This window comes from Methylosinus sp. shoA (genome assembly GCF_059718125.1).
In genome coordinates this window covers 3190492-3212082 of record NZ_AP046091.1, presented here as the reverse complement: position 1 = coordinate 3212082, position 21591 = coordinate 3190492, and the positions used below count along the sequence as shown (strand labels likewise).

19 protein-coding genes and 1 tRNA gene are annotated in these 21591 nt (G+C 68.4%); 10 read left to right on the top strand and 10 right to left on the bottom strand.

The window, feature by feature from the left end; translation table 11 throughout:
* The first annotated feature begins 15 nt into the window (after nt 1-15).
* Both AC6IW9_RS14630 and AC6IW9_RS14625 read left to right on the top strand, forming a co-directional pair.
* On the top strand, nt 16-279 hold the full coding sequence (locus AC6IW9_RS14630; protein ID WP_497764625.1) for a hypothetical protein: 264 nt from the start codon (nt 16-18) through the stop codon (nt 277-279).
* 13 nt (nt 280-292) lie between these two features.
* Nucleotides 293-955 (top strand): hypothetical protein, encoded by a 663-nt coding sequence (locus AC6IW9_RS14625; protein WP_497764622.1) that lies wholly within the window; start codon nt 293-295, stop codon nt 953-955.
* A 60-nt stretch (nt 956-1015) separates the two neighbouring features.
* On the opposite strand, the gene AC6IW9_RS14620 is transcribed toward AC6IW9_RS14625, so the two are convergent.
* Complete coding sequence (locus AC6IW9_RS14620) at nt 1016-1858, bottom strand: lytic murein transglycosylase (RefSeq protein ID WP_497764621.1); 843 nt, start codon at nt 1856-1858, stop codon at nt 1016-1018.
* A 293-nt stretch (nt 1859-2151) separates the two neighbouring features.
* Between AC6IW9_RS14620 and AC6IW9_RS14615 the strand changes: the two genes are divergently transcribed.
* The 5 genes from AC6IW9_RS14615 (at nt 2152) to AC6IW9_RS14595 (ending at nt 9846) form a co-directional block, all read left to right on the top strand.
* On the top strand, nt 2152-3690 hold the full coding sequence (locus tag AC6IW9_RS14615; protein ID WP_497764620.1) for a YifB family Mg chelatase-like AAA ATPase: 1539 nt from the start codon (nt 2152-2154) through the stop codon (nt 3688-3690).
* Between the two features lie 85 nt (nt 3691-3775).
* Nucleotides 3776-5515, top strand: a complete 1740-nt coding sequence (locus tag AC6IW9_RS14610; protein ID WP_497764618.1) for an ATP-binding protein — start codon at nt 3776-3778, stop codon at nt 5513-5515.
* A 127-nt stretch (nt 5516-5642) separates the two neighbouring features.
* Nucleotides 5643-7727: an OmpA family protein gene (locus AC6IW9_RS14605; RefSeq protein ID WP_497764615.1), complete on the top strand. Its 2085-nt coding sequence runs from the start codon at nt 5643-5645 to the stop codon at nt 7725-7727.
* A 127-nt stretch (nt 7728-7854) separates the two neighbouring features.
* The gene (gene olsB, locus AC6IW9_RS14600) at nt 7855-8757 is read left to right on the top strand and encodes a l-ornithine N(alpha)-acyltransferase (protein WP_497764613.1); all 903 of its coding nucleotides are present in this window, start codon (nt 7855-7857) and stop codon (nt 8755-8757) included.
* Between the two features lie 603 nt (nt 8758-9360).
* The gene (locus AC6IW9_RS14595) at nt 9361-9846 is read left to right on the top strand and encodes a helix-turn-helix domain-containing protein (protein WP_497764611.1); all 486 of its coding nucleotides are present in this window, start codon (nt 9361-9363) and stop codon (nt 9844-9846) included.
* Between the two features lie 187 nt (nt 9847-10033).
* On the opposite strand, the gene AC6IW9_RS14590 is transcribed toward AC6IW9_RS14595, so the two are convergent.
* Nucleotides 10034-10109 (bottom strand) — tRNA-Asn (locus tag AC6IW9_RS14590).
* Between the two features lie 211 nt (nt 10110-10320).
* Between AC6IW9_RS14590 and rpmG the strand changes: the two genes are divergently transcribed.
* From rpmG to AC6IW9_RS14575, 3 genes are all read left to right on the top strand, one after another.
* Nucleotides 10321-10488 carry a 50S ribosomal protein L33 gene (gene rpmG, locus AC6IW9_RS14585; protein ID WP_497764609.1) on the top strand — a complete coding sequence of 56 codons (168 nt, stop codon included), beginning with the start codon at nt 10321-10323 and terminating at the stop codon, nt 10486-10488.
* A gap of 685 nt (nt 10489-11173) precedes the next feature.
* Nucleotides 11174-11575, top strand: coding sequence for a hypothetical protein (locus tag AC6IW9_RS14580; protein WP_497764608.1), 402 nt, complete (start codon nt 11174-11176; stop codon nt 11573-11575).
* An 80-nt stretch (nt 11576-11655) separates the two neighbouring features.
* A complete protein-coding gene (locus AC6IW9_RS14575) occupies nt 11656-12525 on the top strand; it encodes a prephenate dehydratase (protein ID WP_497764607.1) in 870 nt (289 codons plus the stop codon).
* A 59-nt stretch (nt 12526-12584) separates the two neighbouring features.
* Here AC6IW9_RS14575 and AC6IW9_RS14570 read toward each other — a convergent pair whose 3' ends face one another.
* The 8 genes from AC6IW9_RS14570 to AC6IW9_RS14535 form a co-directional block, all read right to left on the bottom strand.
* On the bottom strand, nt 12585-13298 hold the full coding sequence (locus tag AC6IW9_RS14570; protein WP_497764606.1) for a DNA helicase: 714 nt from the start codon (nt 13296-13298) through the stop codon (nt 12585-12587).
* A gap of 282 nt (nt 13299-13580) precedes the next feature.
* The gene (gene recF / locus AC6IW9_RS14565) at nt 13581-14729 is read right to left on the bottom strand and encodes a DNA replication/repair protein RecF (RefSeq protein WP_497764605.1); all 1149 of its coding nucleotides are present in this window, start codon (nt 14727-14729) and stop codon (nt 13581-13583) included.
* A gap of 117 nt (nt 14730-14846) precedes the next feature.
* The gene (locus AC6IW9_RS14560) at nt 14847-15104 is read right to left on the bottom strand and encodes a hypothetical protein (RefSeq protein ID WP_497764604.1); all 258 of its coding nucleotides are present in this window, start codon (nt 15102-15104) and stop codon (nt 14847-14849) included.
* Between the two features lie 449 nt (nt 15105-15553).
* On the bottom strand, nt 15554-16075 hold the full coding sequence (gene ssb, locus AC6IW9_RS14555; protein ID WP_497764601.1) for a single-stranded DNA-binding protein: 522 nt from the start codon (nt 16073-16075) through the stop codon (nt 15554-15556).
* 187 nt (nt 16076-16262) lie between these two features.
* Nucleotides 16263-16937, bottom strand: coding sequence for an HD domain-containing protein (locus tag AC6IW9_RS14550; protein ID WP_497764600.1), 675 nt, complete (start codon nt 16935-16937; stop codon nt 16263-16265).
* An 18-nt stretch (nt 16938-16955) separates the two neighbouring features.
* On the bottom strand, nt 16956-19205 hold the full coding sequence (locus AC6IW9_RS14545; protein WP_497764599.1) for a CHASE2 domain-containing protein: 2250 nt from the start codon (nt 19203-19205) through the stop codon (nt 16956-16958).
* Entirely contained in the window at nt 19202-20080 is an 879-nt protein-coding gene (locus tag AC6IW9_RS14540; protein ID WP_497764597.1) for a FecR family protein, read from the bottom strand. The genes AC6IW9_RS14545 and AC6IW9_RS14540 overlap by 4 nt, the downstream gene beginning before the upstream one ends.
* 11 nt (nt 20081-20091) lie before the next feature.
* Nucleotides 20092-21429, bottom strand: coding sequence for a tetratricopeptide repeat protein (locus tag AC6IW9_RS14535; RefSeq protein ID WP_497764594.1), 1338 nt, complete (start codon nt 21427-21429; stop codon nt 20092-20094).
* Nucleotides 21430-21591: the final 162 nt, after the last annotated feature.

Below are 21591 nucleotides of genomic sequence, written 5' to 3'. Positions count from 1 at the left end.
GGGCCGGAGACTCGTATGGGCAGTTCGGCGATTGGCGTCGAAGAGGCGGATGGGGCGATTTCGGCCGTCCTGAACTGTTCGATGTCGCGGATCGTCGATTTTGCCGCAAGCCGGAACTGGAGCTGGAAAACTCCCGATTATGGGTTATGTTTTCCCTGGCGCGGCGAGCCGATCCGGGCGGCGGCGGGGCGTCGGCGATACCGCGTCGGACTCCGGCCCGACGAACGGCCGGCGGCCGAGGGGAAGGGCGGACCCGGGGCCGAAACAACGGTGCTCTAGGGGGAGAATCATCATGCCCGACGGTCTTGTCCCGTCACGGCGGTCGATCGATGGGTTTCGCCGCCCATGGTCCACGCCCTTCGCCGGCTTGCTCGGCGCGGCGGCGTTGCTCGTCTCGCTCGTCGCATTCGCCAGTCCCGCCTCCGCTCATGGGCGGCTCGGCGCGGCCGAGGGCCGGTGCCGGCTCTTCATCGGCCCGGACATCATGAATTTCACGGGCTATCTGCCCGACGCCTCGAAAAACGAATTCTGCGAGGACATTCCCTCGACCGGCCATATGATCATCGCGCTCGACGCCGAGCAGGACGAGCTGCGCGAGATGGCGATCGACATCCGCATCGTCAAGGATGTGGGCGGCGAGGAGAAGGAGAACGCTGATCTCGACGCGGTGACTGTCGCCTATCGCCCACCCCGCATCTATCCGAACGGCACGATCAATTTCGAGCATGTGTTCCCGGAGGCGGGCTTCTTCGTCGGCATCGTCACGGCGGCGGGTCCGCACGGCGAGCGCTGGGTGTCGCGCTTTCCCTTCTCGGTGGGCGAGAGCTTCTTTCGCAGTCTTCCCTATTACGTTCTGATGGCGTTCGGCGTGATCGGCGTTTTTTGGGCCTATCTGAAACATCGGCCGAAGACGTCGATCAAGACGACGACGCCGCGGCCCGAGCCGGCCGAGTGAGCCGCCGGCTCGCGAGCCTTCGAGGACCTCCGCCGTCGAGCGTGCGAGTTCGAAAAGAGATCAGTCGCCGTTGATGCGATGGGCGAGCAGGGCGATGGTCTTGGAATAGACTTTCGCCTTGTTCCATTGCAGCAGAACGGGAAAGTTCGGCTGACCTTCGTCCCAGCCGGCGCCCGGCTGCCATCCGTGGCCGTGCAGGAAATTGGCGGTCGAGGCGAGCACGTCGGCCGTGTCGTGGACGAGATCGCGCGATCCGTCGCCGTTGAAATCGACGGCGAATTTCAAATAGGACGACGGCATGAACTGGGTCTGGCCGATCTCGCCGGCCCAGGCGCCGCGCATTTTGTCCGGCGAGAGATCGCCGCGGTCGACGATGCGTAGCGCGTCCAGCAGCTCGGCGCGGAAGCGCTCGGCGCGGCGGCAGTCGTAGGCGAGCGTCGCCAATGCGCGGATCGTCGCGAAACTTCCGTTGAACGCGCCGAAATCCGTCTCGAGACCCCAGATCGCGACCAGAACCGGTCCCGGAACGCCGTAGCGCTGTTCGATCTGCTTGAACAGCGCCGCATGACGCTGCACCAACTGCCGGCCCTTGCTCACCCGGTATGAGTTGACCATGCGTCCGGAGAACTGCTCGAAGCTCTGGCGGAACACTTTTTGCCCACGATCATGCGAAATCACGGAGCGGTCGTAATAGACGTCGGCGAGCGACGCCTGGATCGCGCGCTGCGAAATTCCCGCCGCGGCCGCGTCGCGCTTGAAGGAATCGAGCCAGGTCTCGAATCCGTCGCCGTTGTGTCCGCAATCGACGGCGCCCTCGGCGGCGCGCGCGACCGAAGCAAAAGCGAAGGCGAGCGACAGGGTCGCGGTCAGAAGCTTTCCTCGAAATTGATTTTGCGGGCTCATCTCACGTCTTCCGATCTCGCGCCTTCGCGCGTCGCAACAGTCCGTCCGCAGGTCAGATTGACGGCGATTCTCGGCCTTTTTGCATCGCTCGCGCGGCCCTTCCTAGTCTGGCGCCGAGGCGTTAGCACGACGTTGCCGGCGTAGCGAGAGTTGCGCAGGACCTCGCGCGCCGTTTCCGCCCGAGCGCCGCCGCGATCTGTTCCCATATTGTTCTTGCGCGGACGGACGGCGCGCGCTAGCATAGCGACGGTCGAATTGGTTTGGGGCGCGGCGCAGCGGGCGGGGGCGCGGGCATGGTGGTCAGAGTCGCAACCGTGGCCTTCGAGGGGATCGAGGCGAAACCCGTCGACGTGCAGGTGCAGATCGCCAGCGGCAATGTGGTGTTCACTCTTGTCGGCCTCGCCGACAAGGCCGTCGCCGAATCGCGCGAGCGGGTGCGCGCGGCGCTCACGGCGTCGGGCCTCGCCCTGCCGGCGAAGCGCCTGACGGTCAATCTGGCGCCGGCCGACATGCCCAAGGAAGGCAGCCATTACGATCTTCCCATCGCGCTCGGCGTGATGGCCGCGATCGGCGCCATTCCCTCCGACGCGCTCGACGGCTTCACCGTTCTCGGCGAGCTGGCGCTCGACGGGACCTTGACCCCGGTCGCCGGCGTGCTGCCCGCGGCGGTCGCCGCCAATATGCGCGGCCATGGGCTGATCTGCCCGCGCGAATGCGGGCCGGAGGCGGCCTGGGCGTCGAACGAGATGGAGGTGGTCGCGCCGCGCTCGCTGATCCAGCTCGTCAACCACCTCAAGGGAACGCAGGTCCTGGCGCGGCCGCAGCCGGCGGTGCGCGCGCCAGCCGGCGATCTCCCGGACCTCGCCGACATCAAAGGCCAGGAGAGCGCCAAGCGGGCGCTGGAGATCGCTGCGGCCGGCGGCCACAATCTGTTGATGAACGGGCCGCCCGGCGCCGGCAAGTCGATGTTGGCGGCGCGCCTGCCCTCGATCCTTCCGCCTCTCTCGCCGCGCGAGCTGCTCGAAGTGTCGATGATCCATTCCGTCGCTGGCGAACTCGCGGGCGGCGAACTCACCGACCGGCGGCCGTTCCGCGCGCCGCATCATTCCGCCTCGATGGCGGCGCTGGTCGGCGGCGGGACGCATGCGCGGCCGGGCGAGATATCACTCGCCCACAATGGCGTTCTGTTTCTCGACGAACTGCCGGAGTTCCAGGCGCAGGCGCTCGACAGCCTGCGCCAGCCGCTCGAGACCGGCGAGGTCGCGGTCTCGCGCGCTAATCATCGCGCCGTCTATCCGGCGAGGTTCCAGCTCGTCGCGGCGATGAATCCGTGCCGCTGCGGCCATGCGCTCGATCCGGGCTTCGCCTGCCGGCGGCAGCCCAACGAGCGCTGCGTCGCGCAATATGCGGCGCGGCTCTCGGGTCCGCTGATAGATCGCTTCGACCTGCGCATCGAGGTTCCGGCGGTCTCGGCCGCCGATCTCGTGCTGCCGCCCCCGGCGGAGGGCTCGGCGCAGGCGGCGCGACGCGTCGCCGCCGCGCGCGAGCGCCAGAGGCTGCGCTATGAGCGCATGGACCTCTCCCCGACGACCACCAACGCCTCGGCGCCGGCCGGCGCGATCGAGAAAGCGGCCCGTCTCGACGCTTCGGGGGCGGCGCTGATCCGTGACGCCGCGGATCGGCTCCATCTTTCCGCACGCGGCTTTCATCGCGTGCTGAAGCTCGGCCGCACCATCGCCGATCTCGACGGAGCGGAGGCCGTCGAGCGCCGCCACCTCGCCGAAGCCCTCGCCTATCGCGGCGAACACAGGGGAGCGCGCGCCGCAGCTTGAGTCGCGCCGGTCGACGATTTCATTCATACTTTCTCCCATTCCATACCGGATGATCGCCATGGTCGAAGCCTATCAGGAAATCCGGATGTCCTTCTTGCTCCAGACGCTCGTCTTTCTCGCCGCCGCGGCGCTGCTCGCCGTCGCGGTCTTCGGCTGCATGCGTCTCGTGCGGTCGCGGCGCCGTTCGGCGGTCGAGTCCGAGCTCGAAGGATTGCGGGACGAGATTTGGGAGCTGCGCGCCGCCGCCGCGGCGCGTGACCGCGCCGAGGCGGCGAGTCTCGCCAAGTCCCGCTTTCTCGCCACCGTCAGCCATGAGATTCGCACGCCGCTCAACGGCGTTCTCGGCCTCGCGCAATTGCTGGCGGCGACGCGGCTCGACGCGGAGCAGGCAAGCTATGTCGACGCGATCGCCGCCTCCGGCCGCTCGCTCGCCCAGCTCATCGACGACATTCTCGACTTCTCCAAGATCGAGGCCGGCAAGGTCGAGCTGCGCATCGAGTCCTTCGCCCTCGCCCCGCTCCTCGAGGGCGTCGTGGAACTGCTCGCGCCGCGCGCCGAAGCCAAGGGTCTGGAGATCGCCGGCTTCATCTCGGCGGATGCGCCCGAACGCATCGAGGGCGACGCGGCGCGCGTGCGCCAAGTGCTCGTCAATCTCGCCGGCAACGCCGTCAATTTCACTTCGCAGGGCGGTGTCGGCCTGAGGGTCGAAATCGACGCCGGCGGCGCGCTCGCCTTTCGTGTCGTCGACACCGGGCCTGGAGTGCCGCCGGGCGCGCGCGGAATCATCTTCGAGGAGTTCGAGCAGGGCGACGGCTCGTCGACACGCCGTCACGGCGGCACCGGCCTCGGCCTCGCTATTTCACGCCATCTCGCCGAACTGATGGGCGGACGGCTGGAGATCGAGGACTGCGCGCGGCCGGGCTCGATCTTCGTCTTCACCCTGCCGCGCGGACCGAACGCGGTCTATGAGCCGCGCCCAAGACCCGATGCCCGCCTCGCCGGAACGCGTGCTCTCATCGTCTCCGCAACGATCTTCGAAGGTCCGTTCATCGCCGAGGTTCTGCGCGAGGCGGGCGCACAGGCCCGAATCGCCCGCGACGAGGCAGAAGCCGCGCGCATGATGGGCGAGGCCATGGCTTTCGACTCGGTCGTCGTCGATTGCGCGCTCGGCGAAGACGCGACCGAACGGCTCGCCCATGCGGCGCGCCGCGCGGGAGCGGGACGCGCCCTGCTGCTGTTCTCGCCGATGGAGCGGCGCGCCTTCGGCGAAGCGGCGCTGCGCCGTTTCGATGGCTGGCTGGTCAAGCCGGCGCGCGCCGCCTCGCTCGTCGAGCGCCTGTCGCCCGCGCCGCCGCCCGCCCGCAGCGACGCCGGCTTCGTCGCGCCCGAGACGACGCTCGGCGGGCTGCATATTCTCGTGGCCGAGGACAATGAGATCAACGCCCGGATCGTGTGCCGGCGCCTCGAGAAGCTCGGCGCGCTGGTCACGCGCGCCGAGAACGGCGCCGAGGCGGTCGAACTCGCACGCGCGGCGTGGGCGGGCCGGGTCCGCGCCTTCGACATCGTTCTCATGGATCTCTTCATGCCCGACCTCGACGGCCTCGAGGCGACGCGGCTCATCCGCACCGAAGAATCGCGCGTCGGCGCGCGGCGTCTGCCGATCGTCGCCCTCACGGCGAGCGCGCTCGAGCAGGACGAACGCGCTGCGCTCGGCGCCGGGGTGGACGCCCTGCTCACCAAGCCGGTGGAGTTTCCCGCTCTGTCCGCGGCGATCGCGGCGGCGCTCGCTCCCGGCGAACACAGCGAAGCCTGCGCGGCGATCTGAGCCGCGCCGCGCCGTCACAAAAAGGCGCGAATTTCGCCCATCGGCGACGCCACAGGTCGTTCATAAGTGAACACGACGAGCGCCGGCGCTGGCGATTCGTTTCCGGAATCCGGGGAGGACGCCGAACATGCGCAGAACGACGAATATCTTGCTGGCCGGCATGATGACGCCGGCGCTGATCCTCGCAGCGGGCCCGAACGCGACGGCGCAGACGCCGGATCCCGTCCGACCGGCTCAGACGCCGAGCGGCCACGACGACAAGGACAAGAAGGATCGATCGCCGCAGCCGCGCGGCTCCGCGCCGACGGCGCGGGCGCCCGCCCCGATGGGCGGCGGCGTTCCGCAGCAGCCGCATGCGCCCATGGCCCGGCCGCCGGCGGCTGCCGCCCATCCCGTTCCGCAAGCGGCACCCCAGATCGCGCCGCGCGTAGCGCCGGCGCAGCCATTTGCCGCGCCGCACGCCGTTCCGGCCCAGCCGCAACGGCCCGCGCTCGGGGAATTTCACACGCGGCCGGCGCCCGCCGCCGACGGAACGCCCGGCCGCGCCCCGGGACCGGCCGCTCCGCAGACGCCGCCACGCGCGGCGCAGCGCGGAGGCCCGCGCGCGCCCGGCGATACGCCGGACGGCGGCGCGCGCCGACCGGGGGGCCCGTCCGTCCCTGCGGCGCTCGGCGGTTCGCAGCATACGCCGGGCGGCGGCGAGGCGAGCGCCCCCGCCGCCGGCCATGTCATTTCCGATCGCGTCCCCGATCGCGTCCCGGCCGCCCGCGCCCCGACCGCGCCTGGCGGCGCCGAGGCTCCGGCCGCCCGCCCCGGCCTGGCGCCCGCAATCGGCGCCCCCGATCATATCCCGGGCAACCGCCCCGCCGCTCCCCCCGCCGTCGGCGCAGGAACGCCGGTCGGCGCTCCCGGCGCGCCTGGGGACCTCGACCATATTCGAAGCTCCCGCACCGGCGGCGCGCCGGCGATCGGCGGCGCGGGAGCCCCGCCCGGGGTCCCGGTGGTCCATGGGGCCGACGGCCACGCGCCGGGCGGCCGTCCCGGTCTGACGACGGCGCCCGGCGCTCCGCCGGCCGTCTCGCCGAACGTCGGCGCTCCTGTTGGACAAGCGCCCGACGGCCGGGTTCCCGGCGGGCATGGCCGCTTCCGGCCGCCCAGCGGACCCGGCGTCCCGCCGGTCGCCGGCGGACCGCCCGCCGCCCCGCCGCCGCGGAGCGGCGGCTCGGGCCTATCGCCCGCAGCGGCGGCGGCGATCGGCGCCGCGGCCGGGCTCGTCGGCGGCTTCATGCTGGCCCAGCCCGGAGTCGCGCGCGTCGACCAGATCCATGCGCACCGCCGGCAGTTCGACCGCGACGGCTACACCGTCATCGAGGAGCCCGGCCGCACGATCGTGCGCGACCGCTACGGGGTCCACATCCGCCACGACGAGAACGAACGGTTCCGCGACCTCGGCGTCGATCTGCGCAGCGAGCGGCGCGGCGACGAATTCGTCACCGTCTATCCGCGGCGCGACGGCGGCGAGGTCGTCACCTACACCGACGCCAATGGCGTTCTGCTCCGCCGCATCCGCCGCTTCCCGGACGGACGCGAGATCATCATCATCGACAATACGTTCCGCGGCCCGCCGCGCGGTTACACGGAGGAGGTCGTGCTGCCGCCGCCGCCGCCCGTCGCAATCCCGCGCGAGCGCTATGTCGTCGATTATGGCGCGGCGGACGAGCAGGTCGTCTATGAGGCGCTGACGGCGCCGCCGGTCGCTCCGGTGCCGCGCCGCTACACGCTGGACGAGGTGCGCGCGAGCCCGAGCCTGCGCGCCTACACCCGCAGCGTCGACATCGACACGATCACTTTCGATTCCGGCTCCTGGACCGTCGCGCCCGACCAGGCGCAGCGGCTCTCGGTCATCGCCGCGGCGCTGAACGAGGCGATCCGCCGCAATCCGAGCGAGGTCTATCTCATCGAAGGCCACACCGACGCCGTCGGCTCGGACGTCGACAATCTGTCGCTGTCCGATCGCCGCGCGCAATCGGTCGCGACGATATTGACGCGCGACTTCGGCGTGCCGGCGGAAAATCTGACGACGCAGGGGTATGGCGAGCAATATCTCAAGGTGCAGGTCCAAGGCCCCGCGCGCGAGAACCGCCGCGTGACGGTTCGCCGCATCACGCCGCTGCTCGGCGGACAGGAGCAGTCGACCTCCCAGTCGCAGTGACGCAAAGAGCGACGGCGCGCGTCGAGCGCGCGCCGTCACAAAAGCTTCGCCCGTCCATGGTCTAAGGACCAGACCATGGACGCTCCCCGTCAGGGCGGGCGCGCGAGGAGCGGGGACGAAAGAAAATATGTGGGCGATCGACGCCGACGCCGGCCGCAAGATCATCGCCGGCGCCTTTCCGTTGCTGAGACCGAAGAAGAAGACCAGCGGCCTGGACGGACCGCTCGCGCGGCTCGGACCGCTCGAGGTGCGTCTCGCCTGCGGCAAGAAGGAGATCCGCAAGGCGCAGCGCCTGCGTTTCAAAGTCTTCTTCCGCAAGGGCGGCGCGACTCCCGACGCCAAGGCGGCGATCACCCGCCGCGACGCCGACCGCTTCGACAAATTCTGCGATCATCTCATCGTCATCGATCACGCCGCGCGCACCCGCTTCGGCAAGATCAAGCCCAAGGTCGTCGGCGCCTATCGCCTGCTGCGCAGCGACGTCGCCCAGAAGAAGGGCGGCTTCTACTCCGCCGGCGAATATGATCTCGAGCCGCTGCTCGCGCGCCATCCCGGCCTGCGCTTCCTGGAGCTCGGACGCTCCTGCGTGATGGAGCAATATCGCGGCAAGCGCACGATCGAGCTCTTGTGGCGCGGCATTCTCGCTTATGTGCGCCATCATCGCATCGACGCGATGATCGGTTGCGCGAGCTTCGAGGGCGCCAATCCGCTCGCCCATGCGGCGACACTGAGCTTCCTCGCCCATTACGCGAGCGCCGACGCAGACTGGCGCGTCAGCGCCTGTCGCGAATTGCATGTGCCGATGGCGATGCTGGCGAAGGAGACGGTCGATGCGCGCAAGGCGATGAATGCGCTGCCGCCGCTGATCAAGGGCTATCTGCGCGTCGGCGCGAAATTCGGCGACGGCGCGGTGGTCGACCGCAAGTTCAACACGACCGACGTATTCGTCGTCGTGAAGGTCGCCGAGCTCGACGCGCGCTATCTCGATTATTTCGGCGGCGCCTCGGAGAGCGAGCGCCGCGCGGCGTGAGGCGGCGAGCGCAAGGGCGGGATGGCGCGCTCTATCCTGCGGCCCTCACGCCTGGCCGGACGCTTGTCGCGGAGCGACGCGACATGTCGAGTCGGCGAGCTGTCGCGATCGAAAGCGTCTTCCGGCAAGATCCGAGAGCGGCGGCGCGCTTCGCGCGCCGGACGGCGCCTCGGCCTTTATCCCCTCATACTCGTCGCCCAGGCAGAAAAACGGCGTGTCGTATGACCGTTGCCGGGACAGCTGGTGCGGGCGGTCGGACTCGAACCGACATATCCGTGATGATGGCGGATTTTGAGAGACCGGATATCTCCTATCCTTTGTGTGTCCGGGGGTATCCGATTTCCAGATAGCCGATTGCTAACGCTAGCTTTTTTCGGTTTTTGGACACTCATACCTAACCGAATGTTCGCTACGGTCGGCTTTCCGGGTGCACCTATTCTGCACCTGAAATCCGACCTCAACGGAGGTTAGGAATGCCCAAAATCAAGCTCACAAAGACCGTCGTAGACGCCGCGACCGCGAGGGAGCGCGATTACGAACTCCGCGATACGCCCATACCCAAGTTTCCTTGTGAAGGTCACGCCGACTGGCCGCAAGATTTTCATGGTGGCCTACATCGCCCACAATGGACAACGGCGCAAGCCGGCAATCGGCCGATACGGGGAGATCACCGTCGAGCCAGTGCGCAATCCTAAATCGTTAAGCGGCGAACAAGGTTGTGCGGAAAGTGTGGGGTCGACGCAGGCGCGCAGGCGCTTTCGGCGCATGGCGATCGAAGCACGCTATCAGGAACTCAAGCAGGAGGTGGAGAGCCTTCGTGAGCTTCGTCAAATCGCTGGCAAGGCTCAGGAGGACGTCGCGACCGCGCTCAACATCAAGCAGCCGTCGGTGTCCAAGATCGAAAAGCAGGCTGACATGTTGTCGACGCTGCGCAGCTATGTCGAGGCGGTCGGCGGTCAGCTCGAACTCACGGTGAGGCTGCCGTCGCGCCCGACGATCAAGCTCCACAGCCTCGGCGATGTCGGTGTCGAGAGCAGCGCCCAGTTCGCACCGCAGCCCGCCGTAGAAAGCAAGCCGGTGCCCCGATGACTGGAACTGCGTGATTTCGGCGGGAAGACGGCAGCTTCAGGAGGAGCCACGTCCAGAAACTTGTCCAGCGGGCAGAGATGGACCAGATTTTGATCCGCGGACGGCCCTCCAGCTCCTCACCGAGGCATCTGGAGGAAAGCATGGAGTGGAAACTGCGGGGTTTGGCGTTCGCAGTTTCGTACCGAAATGGCTCCCCGAGCAGGACTCGAACCTGCGACCCAGCGATTAACAGTCGCTTGCTCTACCGGCTGAGCTATCGGGGAACGGTGGCGGCGATATAGCCGCTCGGCGGAGCCTTGCCAAGCCCTCATCGACAGACCGCGCAGACTTCCTCTCGCGGCGTCCGCCGCGCGTCCCCGGCGCCGTCTTGACAATGCGACGCGCCTTCGTATTGTGCCGCACAATTCGCCGCCGGATTCGGGTTGGATCGGGACCGGAGCGAGAGTCCATCTCAAGTTACAGGACCGAGCCCCAATGGCCAAATCCGCCATGATCAAAATCAAGCTTCTGTCGACCGCCGATACAGGCACATTCTATGTCACCAAGAAGAATGCGCGCACCAAGACCGAAAAGCTCGCGTTCAAGAAATATGACCCGGTCGTGCGCAAGCACGTCGAGTTCAAGGAAACCAAGATCAAGTGACGCCACGCCGATCGGCGTGATACGCAACGCCCCCGAGGCCATGCGGCTCTCGGGGGCGTTGCGTATCATAGTCCTGCGACGTCGACACGAGGCGCGCGCCTTGCTCCGCCCGGAGGCGGAGAATTTCGTCCCTGTTCGGCGATCTCCCTGATGAAGCGGCCGTCCCGCTCGCTGGCCTTCGTTCGGGAGCGAAACGAAGGCGGCCGACTGGCGCTGGCTTTAAGGAGGCCACTCCAACCAACGCCAGCCGGCCAACCCCACGGACCCAGGAGATGCGGCGGACCTGAGCACTCCGCAGGGTATTCGAAGTTGTTTGCCGATACGCATCGAACGCAATGTCACGCCACGGTTTATTCTTCTGAGCCGCTGACGCCGCCAGACGCGCACCTCGTTTTGGCGGAGATGAGGTTAACTCAGCTGCATAAAAATGCAACCTTCCAGCAGGATTTTCTACAAAATTCCACGTTGTCACATAAAATCAACATTCTGTAACGACAAGCAGCAGTGTTTCCTCCCCGCGGCGCTCTCGAAAAGCGAGCGTCTGCATCGCCATGGCGCCCCTGACCGGATTCGCCCTTTGCTCGAACTGCCGCTTTGTGGCAAATCGGCCCGGCCGGAGCCGCGACGAACGACGACCGCCGGCGAAGAACAGCGCCGAGAGGGCGTGGGAGGAAGTTCGATGCATATGACAGGCCTTCTCTTGGCGGTCGCGGCGGCGGCGACGATCGCGCTCGGCGGCTGCGGCGGCGGACGGGAGCCCAATGACGCGGTCGGCGCCAAAGTGCTGCGCAATCTGCTCTCCAAGCAGGGCGTCGGCGCCAAGCTGATCTCCTTCAAGAAGGTCGATGGACGCGATGTGAAGACGCCGAGCGCCGAGGCCTATGAGCTCTGGTATGAGGCGGAGGTGCAGTTCCCCGAGGATTACGAGGCGCATTGCGCGGACGAAAAACTGCGCGGTCGCTGCGCCTTCCTCGGCCTCGCGCAGGATCAGAGCTTCAAGAAGGGCGAGGTGCACAAGAGCGAGGGCACGCTGCATTTCGTCCGCTCGGACAAGGGCTGGGTGGGCGAAGACCAGAACGCCTATTGACGCCCTCGCCCGAAGCGCCGTCGAGGCGCGCCGCTCCCGCGGCGCGCTTGGCGACGGCGCCGCTTCCGGAGCCGCATCGGATGACGCAGAAGCCGAAAATCGCTTATCAGGGAGAGCCCGGCGCCAATTCCGACATTGCCTGCCGCGACGCCTATCCGCAGCTCGAGCCCCTGCCCTGCGCGAGCTTCGAGGACGCTTTCGCCGCGGTTACGGACGGCGTCGCCGCGCTCGGCATGATCCCGATCGAGAATTCGATCGCCGGCCGCGTCGCCGATATTCACCATTTCCTGCCCAATTCCGGCCTGCACATCATCGGCGAATATTTTCTGCCGATCCATTTTCAGCTGATGGCGCCGCGCGGCGCGACGCGCGAGAGCCTGCGCAGCGTCTACAGCCATGTGCATGCGCTCGGCCAATGCCGCCGCATCATCCGCGAGCTCGGCCTCGCCGCCCACACCGCCGGCGACACGGCCGGCGCCGCGCGCGAGGTCGCCGAGTGGAACGACGAGAGCAAGGCGGCGCTGGCGCCGGCGCTCGCCGCCTCGATCTATGGCCTCGACGTGATCGCCGAGAATGTCGAGGACGCGGCCCACAACACCACCCGCTTCGTCATTCTGTCGAAGACGCCGCAATGGCCGGCGCCGAACAACGGCCCGACCATGACGAGCTTCGTCTTCCGCGTGCGCAATGTGCCGGCGGCGCTCTACAAGGCGCTCGGCGGCTTCGCCACCAATGGCGTCAACATGACCAAGCTCGAGAGCTATATGGTCGACGGCGAATTCGCGGCGACGCGCTTCCTCGCCGACGTCGACGGCCATCCGGACGAGCCGGCGCTGGCCCGCGCCCTGGAGGAGTTGCGCTTCTTTTCCAAGGAGCTCGAGATCATCGGCGTCTATCCGGCGCATCGCTACCGGCAGGAGTTGAAACGACCATTCGAGTTCGGCGATTGACGCGGTCTTCTCGACGGCGGTCGCGGGCCGGGAAGCCCGCGACCGCCGCCTCGAAACGATCAGTTCAGCGAGCGAAATCGGACGTCTCCCCCGTTCACGAAGCACGCTCTGTCGAACAGCGTCAAATCCAGGGGATTGGGCAGCCTTACGTCTTCGAGATCGGGGAAAGGCTTCGCCGACGGATCATAGGATCGGTGAATTTGCGAGATGAACAGGAAGATCAGCCTCCGTTCGCGTGCGAATGCTCTCAACGCGCGAACCTGGGCCGTCAATTCTGGGCTTTCCCTTCTCTGGTCGAGCGCTTGCAGATAATCGACGACCGCCAGGGCGCCGCGGGGCGCCGATTCCAATCCCTTTATGATGTGGTCCGAGCAGATGGCGTCGGCTTCGCAGAACTCGAACCGTCTATCGAAGTGCGTCCAATCGACGCCGATCGCGCGGAAGCGTTCGGCGAGATCTTTTTTCGTGCATTCGACCGTGAAGAAGAACGCAGGATTTCCGGCTCGCATGGCTTCTATCGCCAATCTCAGGCCGAGCAAGGTCTTGCCCTGGCCCGGGCGCGCGCCGACCAACACCATGTCTCCGGGCTCGAGCCGTGCGAAGAGGCCTTCGATTTGCGTCGCCGCCGCTGCTTTCGACGCCAGCAGGCTCCATCTGCCGAAGCCTTCTTCGGCGGCCGCGAGGTCGAGCGCCCGATGCAGCGGAATCTTTTCTCTGCGGGACAGTCGTCTGGCTTTACGCTTCAGATGATGAATCGGGGCTGACAGCTTCATCGCGAGAACCTCCTGTAGCGAGCAAAGGTCGCAACCCCTCCTTATGCTTCGTGCTCGAACGGTCGGCTCGATCGGTGTTCGGCCCAGCACGAACAATGCTTTCCGAGCGGAGGGCGGAGGCACGGGCTTGCCGGTCGAAAGGCTTAGTCGGATTCGCGCTTCCGGTAAATCGCTTCTGACCGGGATCGGACAATCGGGTGAACACGAGAGAGGCGGCTCCCGGCCGGTTGCCCCGTGCTGCGACGCGTGCGGAGCGGTCGCCGAAAAACATGCGCCGGCCCGCTACGCGACGCGCCCCGGCGTGACGCGCAGCATGTCCGCGCGTCCCGAGAGCGACGCGAAGACCGACGGATCGGCGCCCGTCATCCACACCTGCCCGCCGATCCGCTCGAGCTCGCCGAACAGCGCCTCCCGCCGCGCCGGATCGAAATGGGCGGCGATCTCGTCGAGCAGCAGCAGCGGCGCGACGCCCGCCGTCGCCGCGACCAGCCGCGCATGGGCGAGCACGAGGCCGGTGAGCAGCGCCTTCTGCTCGCCCGTGGAGCAGGCGCGGGCCGCCTCGTCCTTGGGGCCATGGCGCACGAGGAGGTCGCTCGCCTGCGGTCCGCTCAAAGTGCGGCCGGCGGCCGCGTCGCGCCGGCGCATCGATGCCAGAAGCCCACGATAATGATCCTCGACGCGCAGCGCCGGCTCTTCTCCGACCATGCGCTCGAGCTCGCCGTCGATCGTCACATCGGCGAAGGGAAAGGGTGAAGTGTCGTCGCGCCCGGCCGCGATCAGCGCGCGCAGCCGCTCCACCGTGTCGCGGCGCGCGGCGGCGACGGCGACGGCGAGCGCCGCGATCTCGCGCTCAGCCGCCGCCAGCCAGCGGCCGTCCGCCGACTCCTCGGCGAGTAGGCGATTGCGGTTGCGCAGCGCGCGTTCGAGCCTCGCGGCGCGGGCGCCGTGCTCGGCGTCGACGCTCATCGTCAGCCGGTCGAGGAAGCGGCGCCGATCGCCGGCCGGGCCGGCGAAAAGACCGTCCATCGCCGGCGTCAGCCACAGCGGGCGAAGATGATCGGCAAAGGCGCGCGCGGAGGAGACCGGCGCGCGATCGATACGGAAGCGGCGCGAAGCCGCCTCGCCGGGCCCGCCGGCTTCGAGGCCGTGGCCGAGCTGCGCGATACGGCCGTCGGTTTCGAGATCGATCGAGACGGCGAAGCCGCCCGGCCCCCGGCGTCGCGCGCATTCGGCGATGTCCGCGCCGCGCAGGCCGCGGCCGGGAGAAAAGAGGGACAGAGCCTCGAGGATATTGGTCTTGCCGGCGCCGTTCTCGCCGGCCAGCACGACGAGCGCCGCTTCTATCGCGACATCGAGCACGGCATAGGAACGGAAATCGGAGAGCCGCAGCCGGCGCACGCGAGGGGCGAGAGGCAAATCGGCGCGGGTCATCGCTTTCGCAAATATCACATCGGCGCCCCGCCCCGCCGACGCGCCGCAAAAAAATCCGCCGCCGGACGTTTCGTCCAGCGGCGGCCGATCCGTTTCCGCTCGCGCGGAACGCCGTCCTTACTGAATCTTCAGGATGTTCTCGCCATGAGCGGCGCAATCGCACTTCTGGAAGCAGGCGGCGCTCTCCGCTTTCAGCTTCGGGATGTCGGAGTTGTAGTGCTGCTTGCCGCTGATCCAGCCGTCCTCGCACTTCTCCGAGCACTTTGCCTGCTTGTCCACATCCGTGTCGGCCTTCTTGGGGTCGCACTCGGCGAAAGCGGCGCCGGACGCGCCGACGAAAAGAGCCGCGGCGGCGATAAGGGCGTAGAATCTCATCTCTGTCTTCCCTCTTCTTCTCTTGACTTCATTCTTGCTTCTCTGCGCCGGCGTTCCACTCTTGTCAGCGTGACCTCGGCGTCATCGATCCTCTAGAAGTTCTTCGCTTCCGGCAAGCGCGGTGGAATAGCGCCGGACATCGTCCGGCGCCTTGCCGCACGGACGGCGAAATCGTCCTCGGGCGAGGCGCCGCGGCCGATCGCGCTCGTCGGGCTCGACGCACGAACGGTCTCACGGCGCCCTCGATCCGAGTGCGAAAGCCGAAGCCGCGTTTTCACGAAGGCCGCGGCCGCCGTCGCCGGGACGCGAATTCTTCCTTCCCTTTCTGTTCGGGGTTCGACCCTTCTTCTTGGGCGCGTTGCCCCGTGGCAGATAGGCCGTTCTCTACGGAGCTGTCAACAATAGACGACAGTTTCGTTACGTCGCGATGCGCTTTCTTCGACCCGTTGCTAGAACGGAATATCGTCGTCCAGCTGATCGGAAAGACGACCGCCGCCCGCCGGCGCGGACGCGCGGTCGCCGGAGGAGCGCTCCATCGGCGAGGAGCGCCCGAAGCTCGAGCCGCCGCTGCTCGACCCAGAGCCGCCGGCGCCCTCGTAATCGCCGCCGCCTCCCCCGCCGCGGCTGTCGAGCAACTGCAGCTCGCCACGAAAGCGCTGCAGCACGACATCGGTCGCGCGGCGCTGGATCCCGTCCTTGTCCTGATATTCGCGCGTCTGCAGCTGGCCTTCGAGATAGACCTTGGATCCCTTGCGGCAATATTGTTCGGCCACCTTGGCGAGATTCTCGTTGAAGATGGACACGTTGTGCCATTCGGTGCGCTCGCGCCGCTCGCCGGTGTTGCGGTCGCGCCAGGACTCCGTCGTCGCCACGGAGAAAGAGACGACGCGATCGCCCGAGGGAAGCGTGCGCACCTCCGGATCGCGCCCCAGATTGCCGACCAGGATCACCTTGTTGACGCTGCCCGCCATTGTCGTCTCCCCTCAGAAACCCCGGCCACTCTAATCCGAACCCAACGGCGCCGGCGGACATCGGTTCCGTTGTCCACAATAAAGGCGGCTGCGCTCAGTTCCGTATTTGTTCTAGCACCGCGCGATCGGGCGGGCAAGCGTCGCGGCGCCCCGCTCGGCCGGCCCCGCGCTTCGCCGTCGCACGCCCTCACCACCTTCCGCCCGCCGCCCGCAGGCGCGGGATGCAGCGCTCGAGATTGGCGCGCGCCGCCGCGTCCCACAGCGCCCGCGTCTCGGCGCGGCGGAAGATCGGCGCGCCGCCGCGCGCGAAGCTCTCCAGCATAGTCGCTTGATCGGCCGCGAATTTCGTCTCCTCGACGCCGGCCGATTCCGTCCGGATCTTGCGCGTGTTGTCGACGAAAGCCTCCCAGGGCGCGGCGAGCGGGCTGAGATCGAGATCGACGAAGAGATCGAGATCGCCCGAGAAGCCGGGATAATGCTCGGCCGCAGCCTTTGCCTGGGCATGATCGGCGCTCGCCATGACGAGATCCTCCACCGCCCGCGCCTCCGCCTCGCCGAGCCTCGTGCAGCGGCGGAACATCAGCACGCTGTCGCGCACATTCTGCGCGTCGCTGCGCGCTCGCCCGTCCGGGTCGCGCGCGCGATGCACGGCGTCGTGCCAGAAAATGGCGATGGCGATGAGCTCGGGCCGCACGGCGAGACGCTCGAAACGCTGAAGGCCGTCCAGCAGGGCGTCGATGTGCTCCCAAGTGTGATAGGCCCGATGCGGCTGCCGATAGGCGGCGTCGAGAACGGCGTAGGCGTTCGGCTCATGCGCCTTTTCCACCTCGCGCCAAAAGCGTCTGCGAATGGATTCGTTCATCGCCTCTTCCAAGAAACTCTACTTGCGTTCGGGCGTCCACGCCGGCGTCCAATCGTCGCCGGGGGGCGACTGCTCGAGACTCGCGAAACGCAGCAGCAGCACGTCGTAGAGATCGCGCCAGTTCGGCTCGACCAGAGCGCAGAACGCGGCCGCCCGTTCGCGCGCCTCCCCGAAAGCGCGGCGGCCGTAGCTCTCCATCATCGCTTCGTGCGCGCTCCGCCAATCGCGAAAGACGGCGCTCGCCGCGACGGAGGCGTCGCCCGCCAGAGCGAAAATCTCGGTCGGCGTGCGGCGTCCCGCCACGATCGCCGCTCCGAGCGGGAGCCAGGCGAGATCGGGAGCGGCGCCGCGCACGGCGCCGGAAGCGATGATGTCGGTGCGGAACGTCTTGCACAATCCTTCGAGGCGCGAGGCCAGATTCACGTCGTCGCCCAGGATGGAGTAATCGAAGCGGCGCGTCGAGCCCATATTGCCCACGCTGCACAGCCCGAGATTGAGGCCGACGCCCATCGCGGCGGGCCGATGTGCGCGCCCTTGCGCGGCGGCCCTGGCGGCGCGCTCGTCGTTCAGTTTCGCGAGCGCAACGCGCATCGCGAGCACGGCCAGGGCCGCCTTGCGCGGATGGTCTTCCACGTCGAGCGGCGCGTTCCAGAAAGCGACGATCGCGTCGCCGACATATTTGTCGATCGTCCCCTCGCTGTCGAGGATCGCGTCGGTCATCGGCGTCAGATAATCATTCATGAACAGCGTGAGCTCCTGCGCGCTCATGCCTTCCGAAAGCCCGGAGAAATCGCGCAGATCGGAGAACATCACGGTGAGTTCGCGGGTCTCGCCGCCGAGCGCCAGGCGCTCGGGATGCTCGACGAGGCGGTCGACGACGGCTGGCGCGACGAATTTGCCGAAGGCGTTGTGCACGCGCCGGCGCTGGAGCCGGTCGAAGCGCCACAGGGTCAGCGCGCCGACGCCATAGGCGAGCGCAGCGGCAAGGCTCGGAAAGGCGGGATCGAACAACAGCCCTTCTCGCTCGAACGCGAGATAGGCGCCGCCGAACATCGCCGCGACCGCGCCGGCTGCGGCGAAGACCGAGACGAAGGGCGAGGCGACCAGCAGCGCCAGCGCGACCAGCCCATAGGCGAAGCCGGCGCCGACGAGCTCCAGCCCCGGCGCCCAATCGGGCCGCGACAGCAGCGCGCCCGAGAGCAGCGATTCGAGCATTTGCGCATGAATGTCGACGCCCGCCGCCGCCGGCTCCAACGGCGTCGCGCGAATGTCGCCCGCGCCGACGGCGACGACGCCGACGAGGATGAGGCGCCCCTCGATCGCCTCGCGCGGCGTGCGCCCCTGCAGCACGTCGACGGCCGAGATGCGCCGCTGCGGCGCAGCCGCGGCGTAGCGCGGACGGATGTCGGCGCCGGCGCCGGTGGCGATCTCGAGCGCGCCCACCTTCACCGCATTGACCCCGGTGCGCCGACCGAAGGCGGCCTCGCCGCTGGCGTTAGAGGAGCGGATCACGATGGTCGAGGCGTCCTGCGCGACTCGCAGCGTCTCGAGCGCCAGCGACGGAACGACGCCCGCCGGGCCGACGCCGACGAGCGGAATGCGCCGCACGGTCTGGTCGCGATCCGGCTGCCAATTGGTCGCGCCGAGGCCGCGCGCCGCCTCGGCCAATTCCGGCAGCGGAGCCACGACGGCCGGAAAGGCGACGAGGAATTCCGTCGGATCGTCGCCGGCCGTGGCGACGCCGGCCTTGAGCGGCGGAGCCCGATCCGTCCCTTCCTCCGACAGCGTCATGCCGAGCACGACCCGCGCCTCGGCGATGGCGCGGGCGAAGACGCGGTCGTTGGGCACGGCGCCGGCGGTCGCGGACAGGATTTTTTTCTTCGCCGGGCCGTCCGGCAGATCGCGCACGAAGAATTCGAGACTGGAGCGATCCGGCTCGGCGAAGACGCAATCGAAAGCGATGGCCCCCGCGCCCGCGGCGGCGAGCCGGCGGGTGAGCTCCGCGAGGCGGGTGCGCGGCCAGGGCCATTGACCGAAGGCGGCGAGGCTCGCCTCGTCCACCGCCACGACGCGGACCGGCGTGTCGGGATCATAGCGGCGCGGCGAGAGACGCTGGAAGGAATCGAAGACGAAGTTGCGCAGGTCGTCGAGCAGGCGCGGCTGCGCCCGGCCGAAGGAGAGCCATGCCGCCGCGACGGCCGCCGACAGCGTGAGATAGAGAGGCGTGCGCCGCCAGAGCCCGCGCACGACGGCCGCGATCCCTTTCAATCGGCCGCGGCCGCGGCCGCGCCCCCACCCGCGCCGCCCTCGCCCATCGGCGGCGGCTCCGCATGCGGGGCGGGCGCCGGCTGGTGGAGGCTCTGGGCGCGGCTGCGCACGAGCGACTGGCCGGCCCAGAACATATTGAGCGTGTCGAGCCCCGGCCCCCTGTCGCTCTCGGTGGAGCCGAGCAGCGGCCGGTCGCCGCCGAGCAGGCGCTCGGCGTCCTCCTCCGTCGGCAGGACGTCGACGCCGCCATGTTGCGCGAGCTCGCTCGCCAGCTCTTTCTGCAGGCCGGCAATGATCTCCGCCGAGACGCGGAAGGCCTCGCCGATCTCCCCGCTCGGCGAGACGCAGACGCCCGCGCCGACGCGCGAGAGCACGCGCGATCCGCTCTTCGTGCGAATGGTCAGCGCGCCGAACTGGTCGACGATCAGCGCGCCGCATTTCGGCCGGCTCAGATCGACGAGCACGGCGCCGCCGCGTACGGCGATCGTCGCCGTCGGCGTCTTGATGGAGGCTCCGCCGCCATGGCTGACGCCGCCGCCGACGAAGCGCAGCACGCCCTTGGCGGCGCTGATCGTCTGCTCTCCGCCGCTATTGCCCGAATAGACGAAGCGGTCGATGGTCACCTGGCTGTTGCGGCCGACCGTCAGCGTCGAGCGGTCGCGAAAGACGATCTGCGCGCTGCCGGCGCGATCGGTCTCGACGCGCTCGCGATCGACGATCGCCGCGCCGAGCGAGAGCGCGCGCGCCGCCTGGCCGGGCGCCGTCCCCCGCGCGGACTGATTGACGGCGCCGATGCTGCCGACCGTCTCCGCCGCGGCGGCGGAGACGGCGAGCGCGACGCCGGCCGCGAGCGCGATTTTCGCTGCTGTCGCCATGCCGTTCCCCTCTAGAACCGCGCCACCGGGCCGAACCATACCGACAGATTGTCGGTGCGGAAATTCGGCAGGTTGGAATCATAGCGGGCATATTCGAAGGCCGCCGACATGCCGACCCAGCGCGTGAGCGGCGCCTCGACGAGGAGGCCCGCCGCCCAGCCCGTGTCGCGACGCGCCCGCGACGGATCGAGGACCGGATCGGCGGCGTCGTAGAAAGCGTGGAAGACGCGGCCGAAGGGCGCGAGCGACCATTTCCGCCCGACGCCGGCGAGCGGCGGATCGAAATCGACGCGCAGCAGAGCCTGTCCCTCGACCTGATCGAAGGACTGCGGCAAACGGATGGCGTTGGCGCGGGTGAAGGCCGCGCGCGTCTCGAGCCTGATGTTCTCGCGCGGCGCCCACAGGCCGCCGAGCGAGGCGGTCACAGCGCTGCCCGTGCCGAGCGCGGAGACGGACGGGAAGAGCCCCGTCGAGGCGACCGAGAGATAGCGATATTCGACGCCGGGCTCGACGAAGACCTCTTCGCCGACGGGCGCGCTCACCGCGACGCCGGCGCCGCCGGAATTCAGATAATTCGAGCCTCCCACATAGGAGGTCATGCCGGTCACATAGGGCTTGACGCCGACGCCCGGCGCGGCCGCCGGATCGAGCGCGAAACGCGGGCCGGCCGTCAAGCCGAACACGCCGACATCATAGCTCGCGAGGTGAAACTGCTGCGTGGCGTAGCCTTTGAAGCGCGTCTCGAACTGCGCCTCGCCCTGCGTGTCGAGATCGGTGTCGTTGGCGATGTCGGCGAGCTCGAAGGCGTTGAAATCGGCGCGGCGCTGCAGCGGCGAGACCAGTCCGACGCCGCCCGCGGAGAACAGCCCGTTGTTCGGAAAGAAGGAGGCGTTGGACTGCGAGCGCACGCCGGCCTGCAGCCGCGCCGACCAGCGGCTCGGCTCGCTCTCCTTCTGCGCCTGCGCCAAAAAGGCCTCGATCTGCGCGCGCTGGGCGGGGCCGAGCGCGCCCCCTTCGACCGCGGCGCGCAGATACATGGCGGCGGTCTCTCCGGCGCCGAGCTTGGCGTAGAGCATTCCGAGCTCCTTCTGCGCCCGCGCGAGCCTCGGATTGAAGGCGAGCAGGCGCTCGAGCGCGCCGATCGCGGCCTCGTAATCGCGCAGCTCGACCGAGATCAGCACATAGCGATAGGCGATCTCGAAATCGGCCGGGTGCAGCCGCGATTCCTCGGCGAGCCGCGCCTGCTCGGCGCGCGCGTCCTGCGCCTCGGCGGACGGCGCGGCGCAAGCCAGCGCGAGGGCCGCGAGGACGCGGGCCGCCCTGCCGCGCGCATGAAGGGAAACGACCACGAAAAATCCTCGCCAGCGCGCCCCGCTGCGCAAGCGGAGCCTTTCGCTTCGCAGTAGGAGGGGAATGGCGTGCAAAGGTCAAGCCGCGAGCGCGCAGTCTGCGTCACCGCGCGCGAGACGAGACGGCCTTGGGCGTCGAGCGGTAGGCCCCGCCGATGCTCC